Source organism: Brevibacterium aurantiacum (assembly GCF_003932995.1).
GTDB classification, from domain to species: Bacteria; Actinomycetota; Actinomycetes; order Actinomycetales; family Brevibacteriaceae; genus Brevibacterium; species Brevibacterium aurantiacum.
On record NZ_CP025333.1, the window covers coordinates 1,616,615 to 1,634,277 of the forward strand.

At 62.9% G+C, this 17,663-nt stretch carries 13 protein-coding genes; 7 read left to right on the plus strand and 6 right to left on the minus strand.

Annotated features, from left to right (window positions below):
• Positions 1 to 15 precede the first annotated feature (15 nt).
• Positions 16 to 4,905: an NAD-glutamate dehydrogenase gene (locus tag CXR25_RS07430; protein WP_125240479.1), complete on the plus strand. Its 4,890-nt coding sequence runs from the start codon at positions 16 to 18 to the stop codon at positions 4,903 to 4,905.
• A gap of 138 nt (positions 4,906 to 5,043) precedes the next feature.
• Positions 5,044 to 6,558, plus strand: a complete 1,515-nt coding sequence (locus CXR25_RS07435) for a sensor histidine kinase (protein WP_009884681.1) — start codon at positions 5,044 to 5,046, stop codon at positions 6,556 to 6,558.
• Between the two features lie 274 nt (positions 6,559 to 6,832).
• On the opposite strand, the gene CXR25_RS07440 is transcribed toward CXR25_RS07435, so the two are convergent.
• Positions 6,833 to 7,081 (minus strand): WhiB family transcriptional regulator, encoded by a 249-nt coding sequence (locus CXR25_RS07440; RefSeq protein ID WP_009884680.1) that lies wholly within the window; start codon positions 7,079 to 7,081, stop codon positions 6,833 to 6,835.
• A gap of 388 nt (positions 7,082 to 7,469) precedes the next feature.
• On the opposite strand from CXR25_RS07440, the gene CXR25_RS07445 reads away from it, so the two are divergent.
• From CXR25_RS07445 to CXR25_RS07460, 4 genes are all read left to right on the plus strand, one after another.
• Positions 7,470 to 8,024 carry a gamma carbonic anhydrase family protein gene (locus CXR25_RS07445; protein WP_009884679.1) on the plus strand — a complete coding sequence of 185 codons (555 nt, stop codon included), beginning with the start codon at positions 7,470 to 7,472 and terminating at the stop codon, positions 8,022 to 8,024.
• Between the two features lie 109 nt (positions 8,025 to 8,133).
• Entirely contained in the window at positions 8,134 to 9,552 is a 1,419-nt protein-coding gene (locus CXR25_RS07450) for an NAD(P)H-quinone dehydrogenase (protein ID WP_009884678.1), read from the plus strand.
• Between the two features lie 119 nt (positions 9,553 to 9,671).
• A complete protein-coding gene (locus CXR25_RS07455) occupies positions 9,672 to 10,013 on the plus strand; it encodes a YciI family protein (RefSeq protein WP_125240480.1) in 342 nt (113 codons plus the stop codon).
• Positions 10,013 to 11,302 carry an RNA polymerase sigma factor gene (locus CXR25_RS07460; protein ID WP_069599915.1) on the plus strand — a complete coding sequence of 430 codons (1,290 nt, stop codon included), beginning with the start codon at positions 10,013 to 10,015 and terminating at the stop codon, positions 11,300 to 11,302. Before CXR25_RS07455 ends, CXR25_RS07460 begins: the two co-directional genes overlap by 1 nt.
• Before the next feature lie 25 nt (positions 11,303 to 11,327).
• Here CXR25_RS07460 and CXR25_RS07465 read toward each other — a convergent pair whose 3' ends face one another.
• The 3 genes from CXR25_RS07465 to CXR25_RS07475 form a co-directional block, all read right to left on the minus strand.
• The gene (locus CXR25_RS07465; protein WP_009884675.1) at positions 11,328 to 13,136 is read right to left on the minus strand and encodes an acetyl/propionyl/methylcrotonyl-CoA carboxylase subunit alpha; all 1,809 of its coding nucleotides are present in this window, start codon (positions 13,134 to 13,136) and stop codon (positions 11,328 to 11,330) included.
• Positions 13,137 to 13,259: 123 nt separating this feature from the next.
• On the minus strand, positions 13,260 to 13,928 hold the full coding sequence (locus CXR25_RS07470) for a Maf family protein (protein ID WP_009884674.1): 669 nt from the start codon (positions 13,926 to 13,928) through the stop codon (positions 13,260 to 13,262).
• The gene (locus tag CXR25_RS07475; protein WP_241212399.1) at positions 13,925 to 14,905 is read right to left on the minus strand and encodes an SGNH/GDSL hydrolase family protein; all 981 of its coding nucleotides are present in this window, start codon (positions 14,903 to 14,905) and stop codon (positions 13,925 to 13,927) included. The genes CXR25_RS07470 and CXR25_RS07475 overlap by 4 nt, the downstream gene beginning before the upstream one ends.
• A gap of 65 nt (positions 14,906 to 14,970) precedes the next feature.
• On the opposite strand from CXR25_RS07475, the gene CXR25_RS07480 reads away from it, so the two are divergent.
• The gene (locus CXR25_RS07480; RefSeq protein WP_096158594.1) at positions 14,971 to 16,326 is read left to right on the plus strand and encodes an AI-2E family transporter; all 1,356 of its coding nucleotides are present in this window, start codon (positions 14,971 to 14,973) and stop codon (positions 16,324 to 16,326) included.
• 135 nt (positions 16,327 to 16,461) lie between these two features.
• Here CXR25_RS07480 and greA read toward each other — a convergent pair whose 3' ends face one another.
• Positions 16,462 to 16,956 (minus strand): transcription elongation factor GreA, encoded by a 495-nt coding sequence (gene greA, locus CXR25_RS07485; protein WP_069599918.1) that lies wholly within the window; start codon positions 16,954 to 16,956, stop codon positions 16,462 to 16,464.
• Positions 16,957 to 17,148: 192 nt separating this feature from the next.
• Positions 17,149 to 17,574, minus strand: coding sequence for a DUF4307 domain-containing protein (locus CXR25_RS07490; RefSeq protein ID WP_226829480.1), 426 nt, complete (start codon positions 17,572 to 17,574; stop codon positions 17,149 to 17,151).
• Between the last annotated feature and the right edge of the window lie 89 nt (positions 17,575 to 17,663).

Here is a 17,663-nt window from a genome sequence, read left to right on the forward strand (position 1 = left end):
GATCATAGAGGTGACATGGTGTCTCAGGTCTCATATTCGGACATTGCAGAAGAGTGGAGGAAGCAGAGGGGACAAGGTGCCCCGGAGAACTTCATCGAGGCGTACTATCCGCGTTTCGAACCAGGCACCTCCGAAGCAGGAACAGAGGCATTGGCCGCAGCGGCTGCCTCACACTACGCGCTGGGACTTGAGTACGACGGCAGATCACCGCAGATCTCCATCTACAATCCCGATGTCGACTCTCCCGAATTCCGTGACAATCACACTGTCATTGCGATGGTCCTCACCGACATGCCGCACCTGGTGTCCTCGATCGTCAGCGATCTGGCCACCAGCGGTCGAGCCATCCGGCAGGTCCACCACCCCATCATCGCCGTCGAAGGCCAGGGATCGGGGCTGTCGGTGCTCTCACGTGCCGAGGCACCAGCCGTCTCCGCCGACACCGCCGGCATCCCCCTGATCTCTGAGCCCAACGAGACCCCCGCAACAGACCTTCCTCAGCAGCAGTCGTGGATTCGTCTCGAGATCGATCGCCTCCCCGAAGAGGACCTCCCCGGGCTGAAGGACCAGCTGCGCAGCGTCCTCGACTACGTGACAGCCGCTGCCACCGATGCCAGCGCCATGGCGATCCGAGCCAAGGACATCGCGAAGGAACTGCAGACGCAGCCTCCGCGCCCGGAGCTCGCCTCCGAAGCGGAAGCCGCAGCGGAGTTGCTCAACTGGCTCGACGGTCACTTCACCTTCCTCGGATACCGCGAGTACGACTACTCTCACGATGAGAGCCAGAGCAGCCTTGAGCCGATCGAGCACACCTCGCTGGGCATCTCCGCCCTGCGGCCGCTGACGAAGTCGCCGTTGAGCCGCGCCGTGGCAGACAAGGCCCTCGAGCCGCACGTTCTGGTGCTGACGAAGGCAAACTCACGCTCGCGCGTCATCCGCGGCTCGTTCATGGACTACATCGGGGTGAAGACCTTCGACTCGGCTGGTGAGATCGTCGGTGAACGTCGTTTCGTCGGTGTGTTCAAGCCTGAGTTCTACAACGACAGCGTGCTCAACATCCCGGTCATCAACCGCAAGGTGCGCAAGATACTGTCGGCCAGCGGGTTCCCCGCCGGCTCCCATTCGGCCAACGAACTCCTGGGCGTCCTCGAGACCTACCCCCGCGATGACCTCCTGCACGACGTAACGGAGACGATCTTCGACGTCGTCATGCAGATCGTCGACATGCAGGAGCGCCGCCAGTCACGCGTCTTCGTCCGCCGCGACCCGTACCAGCGATTCGTCTCCGTCATCCTCTACCTGCCCCGCGATCTCTACGACACGGCCGCACGCATGCGGGTCCAAGAGGTGCTGCGCAAGTTCTACAACGCCGAGAGCGTCGACTTCGACGTGCTGCTGACGGAATCCGCATTGGCACGCATTCACTTCGTGGCCCGTGTCGGCCGTGACATGGAACTGCCGCAGATCGATCCCAAGACCGTGGAGAAGCGGATCGTCGGCGCAGTGCGTTCCTGGTCCGAAGACGTCCACGCCTTCCTCGCACCCACAGAGCGAGGCGACAACGACAGCTCAGTGGCACGCGCGAACCGGTGGTCGAAGGCGTTCCCACCCAGCTACGAAGAACATCATTCTCCCGCCGACGCCATCGCCGACGTCTCCCGGTTCGAAGCGCTGGAAGCCGGTCACGGCCCCGCGGTTCGCCTCTATCGTCCGGAGGACACCACAGATGCACCTGTGCGATTGGCCCTCTACCGCAAGGAACGAGTCGGACTCTCGGAAGTGCTTCCGTTCCTCACGGCCTTCGGCGCGACCGTTCTCGACGAACGTCCCCATGAACTCGACCTCGCTGGCGGGGAACACCGCTACATCTACGACTTCGGGTTGACCTTCCCCGAGGAACTCGACGATGGCGACTGCGAACGGATCTCTGATGCGTTCATCGCCGGCTGGGAAGGCAAGAAGGAAGCTGGAGTCTTCGACCGCCTCGTCGTGTGCGGAATGCACTGGAAGCATGTCACGATCATCCGTGCTTTGGGCAAATACCTGCGCCAGGCCGGCTTCACGTACTCCGACGCCTACGTCGGTGAGGTCTACAGCGACAATCCGGAGATCTCACGCCTGTTGGTGGACTACTTCTTCGCGAAGTTCGACCCCACCGCCGACGATGCCGGACGCGATGACAGGATGACCGAACTCAACACCGCGATCGAGTCGGCACTCAGCGATGTCGCCAGCCTCGACGCGGACCGTGTCCTGCGGTCCTCTCTCGAACTGCTGCGCGCCACAGTGCGGACGAACTACTTCCTGGACGAAGACGGCGAACTGCCGACAGCGCTCGTACTCAAGATCCGCGCCAACGACCTCAGCTTCGTGCCCAAGCCGAAGCCAGCCCTGGAGATGTGGGTGTACTCGCCTCAGGTTGAGGGCGTGCACCTGCGCTTTGGAACAGTGGCCCGCGGCGGCCTGCGGTGGTCTGATCGTCGTGATGACTTCCGCACCGAGGTCCTCGGTCTCGTCAAGGCTCAGATGGTTAAGAACGCGCTCATCGTTCCGACCGGCGCCAAGGGCGGATTCTTCCCCAAGCAGCTGCCGCCGATGAGCGACCGCGATGCGTGGATGGCCGCCGGTCAAGCCGCCTACGAGGTCTTCATCGAAAGCCTTCTCGAGGTTGCCGACAATCTCGTCTACGGCGCCGACGGCACCCAAGAGGTCGTCCACCCGGACCGTGTGGTCCGACACGACGGCGATGACTACTACCTCGTCGTCGCCGCGGACAAGGGCACGGCACGCTTCTCTGACGTGGCCAACGCGATTGCCGAACGCCGCGACTTCTGGCTCGGCGACGCCTTCGCCTCCGGCGGCTCAGTCGGCTACGACCACAAGAAGATGGCCATCACCTCCCGCGGTGCATGGAAATCCGTCGAACGACACTTCCGTGAGCTCGGGGTCAATACCGCGGCCGACGACTTCACTGTCGTGGGAATCGGTGACATGAGCGGTGACGTCTTCGGCAACGGAATGCTCCGCAGCGAGCACATCAGGCTCGTCGCAGCCTTCGACCACAGAGACATCTTCCTCGATCCGAATCCCGATGCCGCACGCAGCTTCGTCGAGCGCAAACGTCTCTTCGACCTGCCGCGCTCCAGCTGGCAGGACTACGACAGGGAGCTCATCTCCAACGGGGGCGGAGTCTTCCCCCGGTCGGCGAAGTCGATCGACCTCAGTCACGAGGCCGCCGCGGTTCTGGGACTCGATCCCGGCAAGCGCAGTCCCGCCGAACTGATGTCACAGATCCTCAAAGCCCCTGTCGACCTCGTCTACAACGGCGGAATCGGAACCTACATCAAGTCCTCCGATGAGAGCCACGCCGATGTCGGGGACAAGGCCAATGACGCCATCCGCATCGACGGTCGCGACGTGCGCAGCCGGGTCGTCGGAGAGGGCGGCAACCTCGGTGTGACCCAGCTGGGACGTGTCGAAGCGGCATTGAACGGTGTGGCGATCAACACCGACGCCGTCGACAACTCGGCAGGTGTGGACAGCTCCGACCACGAGGTCAACATCAAGCTGCTCCTGCGCACCCTGCTCCACAAGGGTGCCTTCGCCGCCGAGGATCGCGAGCGCGTGCTCCTGTCCTTCACCGATGATGTCGCCGATCGGGTGCTGTCGAACAACTACGCCCAGAACGTCGTCCTCGGCGAGGCACGGGCACAGACCGAATCGATGTCGGGCACCTACGGCCGGATGCTGAGCTACCTGGAGAAGAACGCCGACCTCGATCGCCAGGTCGAGTTCCTGCCCGATGCGCAGGAACTGACCAAACGTGAGTTCAACTCCTATGTCTCTCCAGAGTTGGCCGTTCTGCTGGCCTACGCCAAGATGCATGCGGCCGATGAGATCCTCGACAGCGTGGTTCCCGATGAAGAGTGGATGAAGCGGGAACTGAGTTCCTACTTCCCCGATTCCCTGGTCGAGAAGTACGGAGAGCTGATCCCGGAGCACCCCCTGCACCGGGAGATCGCGACGGCCAAGCTCGTCAACCGGATGATCGACCGCGGCGGACTCACCTACGTCTACCGCATGTTGGAAGAGACTCCGGCCTCGGTGCCGCAGATCGCCCGCGTCTTCGTCGTCGTCTCCGAGATCTTCGGACTCGATGACTTCTTCGAGGCCGTATGCGCGCTCGACAACAAGGTGCCCACCGCCGTCCAGGTCCAGCTGCAGCATGCCTATGTGCGTCTGCTCGATCGCTCCTCGCGGTGGCTGGTCCAGCAGGCCCCGGACACGCTTGACGTGGATTCCGGCATTGAGCGGTATGGCAGTGTCGTCGCAGCACTGCGGGATCGCGTGCCCGACCTCGTTGACGGGTTCGACGCCGCGAGCATGAAGGCGACGGCTGAAGGCTTCATCGACGAGGGTGTGCCCAGTGAACTCGCATGGCGAGCGGCGGCCCTGCTCGATGAGTTCGTGCTCCTCGACATTGCCCAGCTGGCCTCCCGAGCAGGTGAATCAGCCGAGGACGTCGCTGAGCTCTACTACGCGGTCAACGACAAGTTCTCCGGTTCGCAGGTCCTCACTCTCATCGGCGATCTCGACCGCAGCGACCGGTGGTCGGCGCTGGCACGGGGTTCGCTGCGTGATGACTTCTACTCGGCCATCCTCTCCGTGGCCGGAACAGTGCTCGCCGCGACCGACTCACCGATCTCCGGGACCCCGGACGAACGAGCCAACCAGCGTCTGAGCGAGTGGCTCGAGCGCAACGACACCGTGGCCGCGCGAGTGCTGGATACGACCGAGACGATCTTGGGACTCGAGACCGTGACCCAGGCTCCGCTGTCGGTGCTGCTGCGCATGATGCGCGGAGTGGTCCGTTCCTCCGCATGGGAATCGGAGCACGGCGCCTGAGGTTGAGCGCAGGAGATCAGTGATAGCGTCAGATCATCGCTGACGTCGGCAGACTCACGGACTTCGAGTCCGTAGGTCTGCCGGCGTCTGGGCCGCCATCATCGGCTAGTGCCGTTGCCCATCCGGAAGAAGAACACAGTGCTCAACGAACTCCTGGCTGCCGAAGGCATCACCGACGAGACCGACGTCGAACACATCCACCTGCTGGTGGGGGACTGGCAGCTCATCGCCGATCTGTCGTTTGCCGACCTCGTCCTGTGGGTGCCCTCTGCCAGTGGGGCATATACGGTGGTCGCACACGCGCGACCGACCACCGGTGCGACCCTGTTCAATCGTGATCTCATCGGCGCCCGAGCCACCGGACTCGAACGGGAGCTCCTGGACACGGCAACCAGCACAAATGAGTTGGTCACGAAGGTGGCGCAGGCGAAGTCCCTGGGCGTCAATGCCGGCACCGACGACACGGAAGTCTCCGCCGAGGCGGTGCCCCTCGTCCGCGGGGGAGTGCCGATTGCCATCATGGTCCGGTATTCCGAGGAAGTCCGTCGTCGAGGTTCGTCGCGACTGGAGAAGTACTACACACAGTCGGCGATGTCGCTGCTGACCATGATCGCGCAGGGTGCCTTCCCCGATCGTGAGGCTCCCAGTGGTGCCCGGCACGGTGAACCACGCGTCGGAGACGGCATCTTCATCCTCGACCGTGACTCCCATGTCCAGTACGCGTCCCCGAACGCGGTTTCGCTCATGCACCGCCTCGGTCACCGGGGCGAGGTCGAAGGCGATTATCTCGCCGAGGTGGTGTCGAGTCTGAGCACGGAGCTGCGTCAGGTCGATGAGACTCTGCCGCTCGTGCTCACCGGCCGTGCCCCGTGGCGGACCGAGCTCGAAGTCGGCCGCACGAGTGTGTCGCTGCGAGCGATCCCGCTGACCGATGAGGGCACTCGCACCGGCGCGATCGTCCTCGCTCGCGACGTCTCTGAGATCAGACGTCGCAAACGTGAGCTGCTCTCACGCGATGCGATGATCAAAGAGATGCACCACCGGGTGAAGAACAACCTGCAGACCGTTTCGGCACTGCTGCGGCTGCAGACTCGTCGGATCGACAGCCCCGAGGCCAAGGGCGCTCTGACGGAGGCGATGCGCAGAGTCTCGATCATCGCCGTCGTCCATGATGTGCTCAGCCAGGGCGTCGAATCCGAGGTGGACTTCGACGAGGTCGTCGACAAGGGATTGCGGTTGACCCCTGAGCTGACAAGTCCATTGGTCCAGATCAGTCTCAAGCGCTGCGGCAGCTTCGGCACCATCTCCTCCGCCGATGCCACCTCGCTGGCCCTGGCGATCACCGAGCTGATCACCAACGCGATCGAACACGGCTTCCCTGTCGCGGAGCAGGAGAATCTCGCTCCAGGCGAGACGCTGACCGGTCATGTGTGGGTGACGCCGGAACGCGAAGGCGATCATCTGCACGTCACGATCGCCGATGACGGTGTGGGGCTGGGCGAACACCACAGCCCCGGCAACGGACTGGGCACACAGATCGTCAAGACTCTGGTGTCTGCCGACCTTGCAGGCTCGATCCAATGGCAGGAACGAGAAGGCGGCGGAACCGTGGCCATCCTCGACGTACCCCTGCGGGCCGACTCCTACGACTGAGGCAGCCGACTGCGGTCGCGTATTCTTCGCTGATCCTGATCCGCGTATCGCCTACACGTACTGACAATTCAACTTGGTGCACCCTGGCGATGCGGCACTCACGGTGCGGGGTGAATCAGCGACAGTGCGAATTGTGCCGACAATATTGGTGTGCCGACGAATTTGATTGACCCCGTGTGCGGACACAATTGAGTCCCTTGCTCAGAATGCGAAGATCTCGTATTCCGAGCAAGGGACTCAAGTTGCAATCGACCGACTTCGGTCGCCGAGGGACTCAGCCGGCGCGGCGGGCACGTGCGGCGCGACGCTTGAGCGCGCGACGCTCGTCTTCACTGAGACCGCCCCAGACACCGGCATCCTGACCGGATTCCAGAGCCCACTGCAGGCAGGTCTCGACTACTTCACAGCGGCGGCATACAGTCTTAGCCTCTTCGATCTGGAGCAGGGCGGGTCCGGTGTTTCCAATCGGGAAGAACAGTTCCGGATCCTCATTGAGGCATGCTGCACGATGTCGCCAATCCATGGTGACCTTTCGACGAATTAAGTGAACGCGGTGTACGACACCCAAGTTCCAGGCGCGCAACTCTCTTACCCAAGGTTCACATAACCGTTTTGGGCACACAAGGGTAATGCAGTGTGAAATTTCTGACAAATATTTTGTTCATTGTCCTGCTATGGGGCTCTGGACGCAAATTCGTCCAATATGCGACTGAACTGTCCCGCCAGCGCTCACCAGCACACGATCGGATTCTGTTGCGACCCAGCTCTGAAGTGGCCCACGTTCGCGGCTAGACTGACGATGAAACGACTGGTCACCTCGGTGAGAGGATCCGAAGGAGCAGAAGATCCGTACGGGGTCGGACTCAGTCGCCTACGAGAACCGAATCGCACCGTGAACCAATGGAGGACTCATGACAACGGACAACCTTTCCCACGCACGCATCATCTCGGTCGGCGGTCACACCCCACAGGTCGATCCGGGTGCTTTCATCGCCGCCGGCGCCACCCTCGTCGGGGACGTCAGGGTGCTCAAGGGCGCCAGCGTCTTCTATGGCTGCGTGCTCCGTGCCGAGGCCGCTCCGATCACCATCGGCGAGGACTCGAACGTCCAGGACAACACCGTCATGCACACCGATGAGGGCAAACCGGTCGTCATCGGCTCCCGAGTATCCATCGGCCACCAGGCCCTCATCCATGGAGCGATCGTCGACGACGATGTCCTCATCGGCATGCACGCCACCGTTCTCAACGACGCCCACGTGGGAACCGAATCGCTCGTCGCCGCGGGGGCAATCGTCCTCGAGGGCACAGAGATCCCGCCTCGTTCTTTGGTCGCAGGCGTCCCGGCCAAGGTGCGCCGGGAGATGACGGACGACGGTGTGGAGAAGGTGCGCCAGAACGCACAGTCCTACCTGCGCCTGTCCGCGCTCCACCGGGATACCGCCGAGGTTCTCGACGAACTCTGAGGTGAACTCCGAGGTGCCGCGATCGGTCGCCGATGTTCGGCTCGTCTCGGTGTCGTTCGATCCGAAGTGTCCATTCGCCCCGCCGTCCGCTATTTGAGAGAATTGTTCTGTGAACACTGAATTTGAACCCACTGCAGATCGAGTCGTCATCATCGGCGGTGGCCCTGGCGGATATGAAGCCGCACTGGTTGCCGCACAATTGGGCGCGGACGTGATGCTCATCGAGCGCAACCGCTGTGGTGGGGCCGCCGTCCTCACCGACGTCGTCCCCTCCAAATCACTCATCGCCACAGCGGAGATGATGGAGGAGATCGCCCGGTCCGAGAGTCTGGGCATCCGCATCTACGACAGCGAGGGCGACGACGGCGACACGGTCATCGCGGACCTCAAAGCCGTCAACAAGCGCATCCTGTCCCTGGCCGACGCGCAGGCTAACGACATCTACCAAGCCCTGGTGCGAGCCGGAGTCAAGGTGATTCAGGGCACCGCAACCCTGGCCGATCGTGACCACGTCGCAGTCGTCGAAGAGGGCGGCACCGAATACACGCTCGAAGCCTCGACGATCCTGCTGTCGGTGGGCTCCCACCCTCGTGAACTCGATTCGGCCAAGCCGGATGCAGAACGGATCCTCACCTGGACCCAGCTCTACGACCTCGATGAGCTGCCAGAGCACCTCATCGTCGTCGGATCCGGTGTCACCGGTGCCGAATTCGCCTCGGCCTACCGTGCGCTGGGTACGAAGGTCACACTGGTCTCCTCTCGTGAGAAGGTACTGCCTGGCCAGGACGAGGACGCTGCCGACGTGTTGGAATACGTCTTCCGCAACAAGGGCATGAACGTCCTGTCTCGGTCGCGAGCCGACTCGGTCAAGCGCACAGACAACGGTGTCGAGGTGACACTGTCTGATGGGCGACGAGTGGAAGGCTCGCACTGCCTGATGGCGGTCGGTTCGATCCCGAACACCGAGGACCTGGGGCTGAGCGCTGCCAAGGTCAAGGTCAGCGAGTCCGGCCATATCAAGGTCGACGGCGTCTCGCGCACGTCCCGCTCCGGGGTATACGCCGCAGGAGACTGCACCGGTGTGCTTCCGCTGGCATCCGTCGCGGCCATGCAGGGCCGGATTGCGATGTTCCATGCCCTCGGCGACGCAGTGCAGCCGCTGAAGATTCGCCACGTCGCATCGAACGTGTTCACCGCACCGGAGATTGCGACCGTCGGCTTCACCCAGTCCGACTACCGGGAGAATTCGACCGACATCGATACGGTGATGCTGCCTCTGGACACGAATCCTCGTGCGAAGATGCTGGGCATCAAGGACGGGTTCGTCAAGCTCTTCGCTCGCCGAGGTTCGGGTTCGATTCTCGGCGGAGTCGTCGTCGGTCCTCGTGCCAGTGAACTCATTCTGCCGATCACCATGGCCGTGGAGAACCGTCTGACAGTCGATCAGCTTTCAGCCTCGTTCGTCGTCTATCCGTCCGTGAGCGGCTCCCTGACCGAGGCCTCCCGCCAACTGCACCGACACCTGTAGAAAAGTTTCTCTCTCCGAACTGTCGATATCGGGAACCCCCAACCGTCAGTATGGTGTCAGGCACCTTCGCCTGACGTGCTCAGCTCCCGCTGGCGCACATTCGAGGTAAGGAGAGAGAAATGAAGTACGTACTTCTGCTCATGGGAAATGCCGCCGATGCCGATTGCGGTACCGATGAGGGGCCCGACCCCAGTGAGTTCATGGCCTTCGACGAGGAGATCAATACGGCGGGGATCGTCGTCGGCGGATTCGCCCTCGAAGGTCCCGAGACCGGGGTGCGCGTGAGCACCCGAGACGCAGAGACGGTGGTGACGTCGGGTCCTTTCGCCGAAAGCGGGGAATTCGTCGGCGGAAGCTACATCATCGAGGTCGCCGACATCGACGAGGCGATTGCCTGGGCAGAGAAGAGCCCAGGATCCTCCCTCGGTCACATCGAAATTCGGCCGCTCGTCGACTACTGATGGCCTCGGCAGATCACGCCGACTCCTCGGCAGTCGCCCAGGTCCTCCACACCATCGGTGTCGAGGACCGTGGGCGGCTGTTGGCAGGGTTGGCCACACGCTTTCACGATCTGGACTTGGCCGAGGACGTTCTGCAAGAGGCGATGGTGCGCGCCCTGGAAACGTGGACCCGACGAGGTGTGCCGCAGAATCCGCAGGCCTGGCTGATGACGGCTGCGAAGAATCGAGCCCTCGACATCATCCGATCCGATGCGGTGAAAGCACGTCGACTTGCCGCACTCAGAATCGAATCCGAGGTCGACGAGGGCGATCATCGTGCACACTCGGCTGACCTCGACGAGGAGCTGAGCACAGCGAATATCCCCGACGAGCGGCTGGGACTGTTCTTCACCTGCTCGCACCCGACGTTGAAGGAACGGGAGAAGATCGCCCTCATCCTGCGTTTTCTGGCCGGTCTGAGCACCGCCGAAGTGGCAGCAGTGTTCCTCGTGGACACGACGACGATGCAGCAGCGGATCGTGAGGGCCAAGAAGCGGATCACCACTACAGGAATTCCCTTCGGCAGGCCCACAGCGGACCAGCTGCGCGAGCGCCTTCCCGGAGTGCTGCGAGTTGTCTATCTCATCTTCACCCAAGGCTTTGTACCGACGACCGGAACCACACACAGTCGAACCGATCTGCAGCAGGAGGCAATCACACTGGCGAGACTGCTCGTGAGGCTGCTGCCGCAGGAGACCGAGGCCAGGGGCCTGCTCTCACTCCTGCTGCTCACCGGTTCACGAGCCGGGGCGCGAACGGACCCAGCCGGATTGCCTGTGCCACTGGCCGAGCAGGATCGCGGGTTGTGGGATTCGCGGCTCATCGCTGAGGGGCTGAGCCTGGCTCAGACTGCCGCGGGTGAGCCCGAAGCAGGGCCCTACACAGTGCAGGCAACGATTGCGGCGCTCCATGCCGAGGCCGTCACCTATTCGGAGACCGACTGGAACCAGATCCTCGTCCTCTACGGCATCCTCTCCAGACTGGAACCCGGCCCCGTGGTGGCGCTCAATCGAGCGGTGGCCGTGGGCAAGGCGAAGGGACCCGAGGACGGGCTCAACGCGCTCGAAGAGCTGGCAGCGGATCCGGGACTGGCCGACTACCGACCTTTTCACATCGCGCACGCCCTCACCCTGAGGGAAGTGGGCAAGCCCGAACAGGCCGAACGTGCCTTCAGATCAGCACTGGACTGCCCCGGAAACGACGCCGAGTCGGACTACATCGAGGTTCAGATCAGGGATCTGCTGGCCTGAAGCGGTCCCGAGCCGCGAAACGGTCTCAGGCGGCGAAACGGATGATCGGCTCGCCCGACCTCACCGCGACGCCTGTGTCGACGAGCACCTCGGAGACGGTGCCGGAATGACCGGCCTTGAGAGGCTGCTCCATCTTCATCGCTTCGATGACGGCCAGAGTATCGCCGGCCTCGACGGTGTCACCGGCTGCAACGGAGACAGACACAATCGTGCCCTGCATGGGTGCGTTGAGTGAGTTCGAATCGTCGGCCAACTGAGCGCCCTTGCGGCTGAGGCTGCGCTTGCGGCGCGGGACACTCGGGCTGGGGACATGCCCGAGGTCGGAGATGACGTCCTTGGGAACCGAGACGGTCATCCGTCGCCCGTCGACCTCGACCACAACACTGAAACTGTCGGTTGCTGTACTCATCTGTTCTCCTAGTTGTGGGTCGGCGAGTGGATTGACGAAGGCAGTCTCGAGCCAATTGGTCCAGACCTCGAAGTCCTGGGCGAAGGCTTTGTCGGAGACGAGGACGCGGTGGAGGGGGAGCAGCGTGGACACACCTTCGATGCGATACTCGTCCAAGGCCCGTCGAGCCCGCGCCAACGCCTGGTTCCTGTCGGCTCCTGTGATGATGAGCTTTGCCAGCATCGGATCGAAGTCCGTGCCGACGACGCTGCCTTCGCCGATGCCGGAGTCCAAGCGAACGCCCGGCCCGGCCGGGGCCCGGTGGTTCTTCACCGTGCCGGTGGCAGGAAAGTAGGTCGTGGGGTCTTCGGCATTGATCCGGAACTGGATCGAGTGACCGCGGACCTGCGGGAACGACTCCGGCAGGTGCTCACCCGAGGCGATGCGCAGCTGCCAGGCGACGAGGTCGACACCTGTGACCTCTTCGGTGACAGTGTGCTCGACCTGGATTCGTGCGTTGGCCTCCATGAAGATGATCGTTCCGTCGGTGCCGAGCAGGAACTCGCACGTAGCAGCCCCCACATAGCCGACGTGGGCGAGCACTCGGATGGAGGCTTCGGTGACGAGACGTTCCTGGTCGGAGCCGAGGAACGGTGCTGGGGCCTCCTCGACGATCTTCTGGTTCCGGCGCTGCAGAGTGCAGTCGCGAGTGGAGAGGACCTGCACGTTTCCGTGAGCATCGGCCAGGCACTGGGTTTCGATGTGTCGTGGTCGCACGATCTGCTTCTCGATGAGGCATTCGCCGCGGCCGAAGGCGCTGAGCGCCTCACGCGTGGCTGCGGTGTAGGCGGTTTCGAGGTCGGCAGCAGTGGCACAGGCGCGGAAACCGCGCCCACCGCCGCCATGGACGGCCTTGATGACGATCGGATAACCGATCCGCTGAGCCACCTCGGCGGCCTCTTCCAGATCTGCGACGGCACCGTCGGAGCCGGGCGCGACGGGAGCAGAGACAGCCTCGGCGACCTCGCGGGCACCGGACTTGTCGCCGAGGAGTTCGATCGCTGCCGGGGGAGGGCCGATCCAGGTCAGGCCGGCATCGATGACAGCCTGAGCGAACATCGCATTCTCGGCCAGATAGCCGTAGCCGGGGTGGATCGCATCGGCGCCGGAGCGCTTGGCCAGGGCGAGGATCTTCTCGATGTCGAGATAGGTCTCCCCGGGACCGGCTCCGTCGAGGAGCCAGGCATCGTCAGCCAGATGCACGAAGTCAGCATCCGAATCTGCACGGGTGTACACGGCGATGGCCTTGACGCCGAGGTCATGGGCGGCCCGGATGATGCGCAGGGCGATCTCACCGCGATTGGCGATGAGGACGCGGCGCACTGCAGCAGTGGGGACGTCGGTGTGCAGCTGTGCGGTCGACGGTTCGGGGAGAACTGTGGTCATGACGCTCCTTTGTACGATCACAGAACAATTTAGAGATCGACACCAAGCGTTTGTAGGACACAGATAAAAAGTTCGGCCGAAAACTTCAAAGACCTCGGGCGTGTCCGTCTGCTCTCAGCGATTCTACCCGCGTGGAGACCACAGATCGGGCCAGAACAGGCCCGCGTCGCTGACCAATTCACGGACTACCGGCAGGCTGAGGCCGAGCACGGTGAGGTGGTCACCGGCAAGACTCTCGACAAAGGCTCCGCCGTAGCCGTCGATGGTCAGAGCGCCGGCCACATGGAAGGGCTCCTCGGTGGCGATGTAGGCGTCGAGTTCCTCGGGCGTGGGCTCGCCGATGAGCACCGAAGTCGTCGACCGTTTCGAGCGGAGGTCGACGAGTTGAAAGTCGGCCGCCGAGGTGCTGGTGCGTCTGAGCACAGCCATGGTGTGTCCTGTGTGCAGAGCGGTCCAGGCTCCGGCGATGTCGGCCCACACCTCACGCGTGCGCTCAGCATTTCCAGGTTTGCCGATCGCCTGACCCTCATGTTCGAGCAGCGAATCCCCGGCGATGATCACCGCGGTATCGGCTGTGGCCAGTTGGGCAGGCGAGGTGGCGAGCACACGGTCGACGACGGCACGGGCCTTGGCCTCGGACAGCGCCGTGGTGAGATCTCCGACCGTGCCCGTGAAGGTGGCTTCGATGGAGGGCTCATCGACCTCGGAGACGATGACGATGGGGTCGATTCCCGATGCGGTGAGGATCTGGCGACGGGACGGTGACTGCGAGGCCAGAACGACAGGGATCACGAAGCATCCTCCGACGCGAGGTCCCGTTCGACACCTGACTCAGAATCTGCGACGTGTCCCGCAGGCACAGCAGGTTCAGTCTGAGGCTCTGTCTCTGGCGTGGGTCGGCGGGCGCCTTCGCCCTTCTCCGGGATGTCGAGACTGCGGTCGACGTCGATGGGAGCATCGAGCCGATCAGCGATCGCCGCGAGGACGGTCGAGGACACCTGGGCGTATCCCAAGGTGCTGGGGAAGCGTCCGGACTCGTTGAGCAGCGATCGCCGTGTGGTCCCACTCAGCGAACCGGTGGCCCGCAGCGGGGTGGCGCGAGCTGAGAGAGCCGCCAGCCACTGTGAGCCGGCAAGCACACGCGATGTTCGCCGCAGTGAGGTCCTGAGAGGGTCGCGCAGACCTGGAAGACCGCCGAGGTTGGGGCAGACCAGGACGAAGACGGTGTACCTGCCCTCTCGCTGGAGTCGATTGATCGCCTGGGTGAGCACGGGAATGCCGATGGTGCCGTGGATCGGGTGGATGATGTCGCCGGTGCCGATGGAGATGATTGCGAATCGTCGCTGCGCGGTCCAGGACTCAGACAGCTGACGTGAGAGCCAGGCGGAGCGCAGGATCTCATCGACTTGGCGCGGCAGGTCCTCGGACAGGGCCGATGGTCGCGCCGCCGATTGGACTCGGACAGTCGTTCCGAGGATGCGGCCCAGGCCACGGGCGATGAGATTCGGGGGAGCCTGCGCCGGGTCGTCGACATCGATTCCGCAGAGCCAGGAATCGCCGATGATCGCCAACGCGGCGGAATCTTCGTCATCGTAGTTGCGTGGGGGAGCGACCGCCTCGGCGAAGGTGGAATAGGTGCGCTGTGCGTCTTCATCGAAGGCTTTGCGGAGCGCACCCGCCTGATGACGGAGGAGACCGACGGCCGATGCTCCGACACCCACGGCCGTGCCTGTCATGGTGGCCAAGGTGTACAACATGCGTTTTCCCACGAATTTCCCTCCTTTAACCGTCATCATTGCACTTCCCTCAAGCTCCCAACAACTATTGTTGAGTTATGTCTTGCAATGAGAAGAAGCAATCCCCGAATCGGTTCCGTGGGGCCTGGGACGCGTTCCGCAAGGGCCGTGACAACGGACGATCCCAACCATCCGAGCAGCCCTCGCGTGTTCAGGACATCAGCGCAGAGGAGATCGCGCACAGCCGCATCGAAGCCGAGGCCGTCCCCTATGTGGCTCCGGGTCTCAAGCTCGCCGCCGCGTGGTCCTGGCGGTCACTCGTCGTGCTCGCCGCTGTCGGAGTCGCGCTCTGGCTGCTGGCGAAGATCTCGAGTGTCGTCCTGCCTGTGCTCATCGCACTCCTGCTCACAGCACTCCTGGCGCCGTTCACCAATTGGATGGTCAGGAAGGGGCTGCCCCGAGTCGGCGCCGCACTCATCGCCTTCATCGGTTTCATCGTCGTCGTCTTGGGACTCTTCACCCTCGTTGGGCAGCAGATCTACTCGGGTATGCCAGACCTCGTCGATCAGGTCATCACCGGGTTCTCCGGAATCAGCAACTGGTTGGCCAGCAGACCCTTCGGTCTCGATGCTTCGACTATCTCGGGCTATATCAACAATTCACTCGATGCGGCCACTAACTTCTTCCAGAACAACAGCTCCCAGCTGCTCGGCGGTGCCGTGCAGGCGACGTCATCGGTGGGCACCTTCCTCACCGGCGCCGCCGTGTGCCTGTTCGCGACCTTCTTCTTCCTCTACGACGGAGAGAAGATCTTCCGCTGGGTGATGCGTCTGCTGCCGCTGCCGGCTCAGCCCATTGCCACCGGAGCCTCGGAGCGCGGCTGGACCACACTCGTCCAGTACGTGCGTGTCCAGGTCCTCGTGGCCGGCGTCGACGCTATCGGCATCGGCATCGGTGCGGCGTTCCTTGGGATCCCGCTGGTCATTCCGATGACGGTGCTCGTGTTCCTGGCCTCGTTCGTCCCCGTCGTCGGTGCGATTGCCTCAGGCGTCGTGGCCGTGCTGGTCGCCCTGGTCTCAAACGGACCGGTCAGCGCACTGATCATGCTGGGCGTGGTCCTTGCCGTGCAGCAGATCGAAAGCCAGATCCTGCAGCCGTTCCTCATGGGTAAGGCCGTGTCGGTCCACCCATTGGCAGTCATCCTCGCTGTGACCGCTGGCGGCTTCCTGTTCGGCATCGTCGGCGCACTGTTCGCGGTTCCTCTGGTCGCCGTCCTCAACACGGTCGTGACCTACATCGTCCGGGCCAAGAAACCTCAGAATCCAGACGGTGAAGGAGACGAGGCCGCGGTCGTACTGGAACGCGCCAAGGACAAGCTGAATACCGCCATCCACGAGTCTGCAGAGGAGACATCTGCCAACGATTCTTCCAAGGGGACCGGCAGGCGCGAATGATCGGGTCCGCGGGTCCGAACGAGCAGAGCCGCACAGTGAGTGTGGCCGCAAAGTGAATAGAGCAGTGGGCGGGTGATCATCACCCGCCCACTGCTCTATGCTGCTCTCGGCTGCAAGCCGATCGAGGCTGTTCGATCAGCCGGAGAAAGGTTCGATGTTCGTGACTTCGACCTTGATCTCCTTGCCGTTGGGGGCCTCGTAGCTGCTCTTGCCGCCGATGGCCACACCGAGCACCGCGGCGCCCAGCGGGGACTTCTCTGAAAACACGTCGATATCAGAATCGCCAGCGATCTCGCGGCTGCCCAGCAGGAAACGCATGTCGTTTCCGGCGACCTTCGCGGTGACGACGGAACCGGGGGATACGGTCTTGCCGTCGCTGTCGCTCGATCCGACCTTCGCGGACTGCAGGAGCAGCTCGAGCTGGCGAATGCGTGCCTCCTGCTTGCCCTGCTCCTCGCGCGCCGCGTGGTAGCCGCCGTTCTCCTTCAAGTCACCCTCGTCGCGGGCGGCTTCGATCTTTTCAGCAATCTCTGCACGTCCCGGTCCGGAGAGGTGTTCAAGTTCCTGCGACAGGCGGTCGAAGGCTTCCTGAGTCAACCATGTTTCTTCCTGGGTGACATCCTCGGTCATGACTTCTCCTTCTTCGGTTCGGTGCACTGACAGGCGCGTCAGGCAACGAAAAACCGGGCGTTGGGTACGCCCGGATGTTGAGTGAAACTACAGTCTAACGCATCTGCAGACGAAAACGATGATCTCCGTCACGCGCGTATACAGATGTTGTAGAGGGCGCGAGTGAGTCAGATTCGAGCGGTACCGGCGGGACTATTCGAACCAGCAGGAATCGACGTGGCCAGAGGAGGCGACCTGTGTTGTGGCCAGATCGATGCCCATCTGTCGGGGCGAGTTGGGGTCAGCGGTGGGATCGGCCGGGACCGTGATCTCGGTGAAGCCGACGATGGCCTCGTATTCGTTCGTCGCCTGCACAATGCAGTGCACATCGCGATCCTGGTCGGGAAATATTGCCACTGTGACCTGTGTTAACGCAGAGTCGACAACTGAATAGTCAAGAGTCCTGGGTGTCGTGGGAGTGGTCTGTGGACGAAACGCCACGAATGCGATCGCGACGATCAGGGCGGCGACGATGACTGCGGCGATGATCTTGGCCGTTCTTCCGAGACGCCTCTTGGGCTCCCGGACGCGGCCGTAACGATCATCTTGCAGTGGTTTTTCCACTGTTACCTCAGTCATTGAATTCCTCATCTACGAACATTGCGCACTAATCTAGAGTAGTCGATCCGTCTCCTGTGATCATTTCAGCCATTGCGCAGGAATCGGAA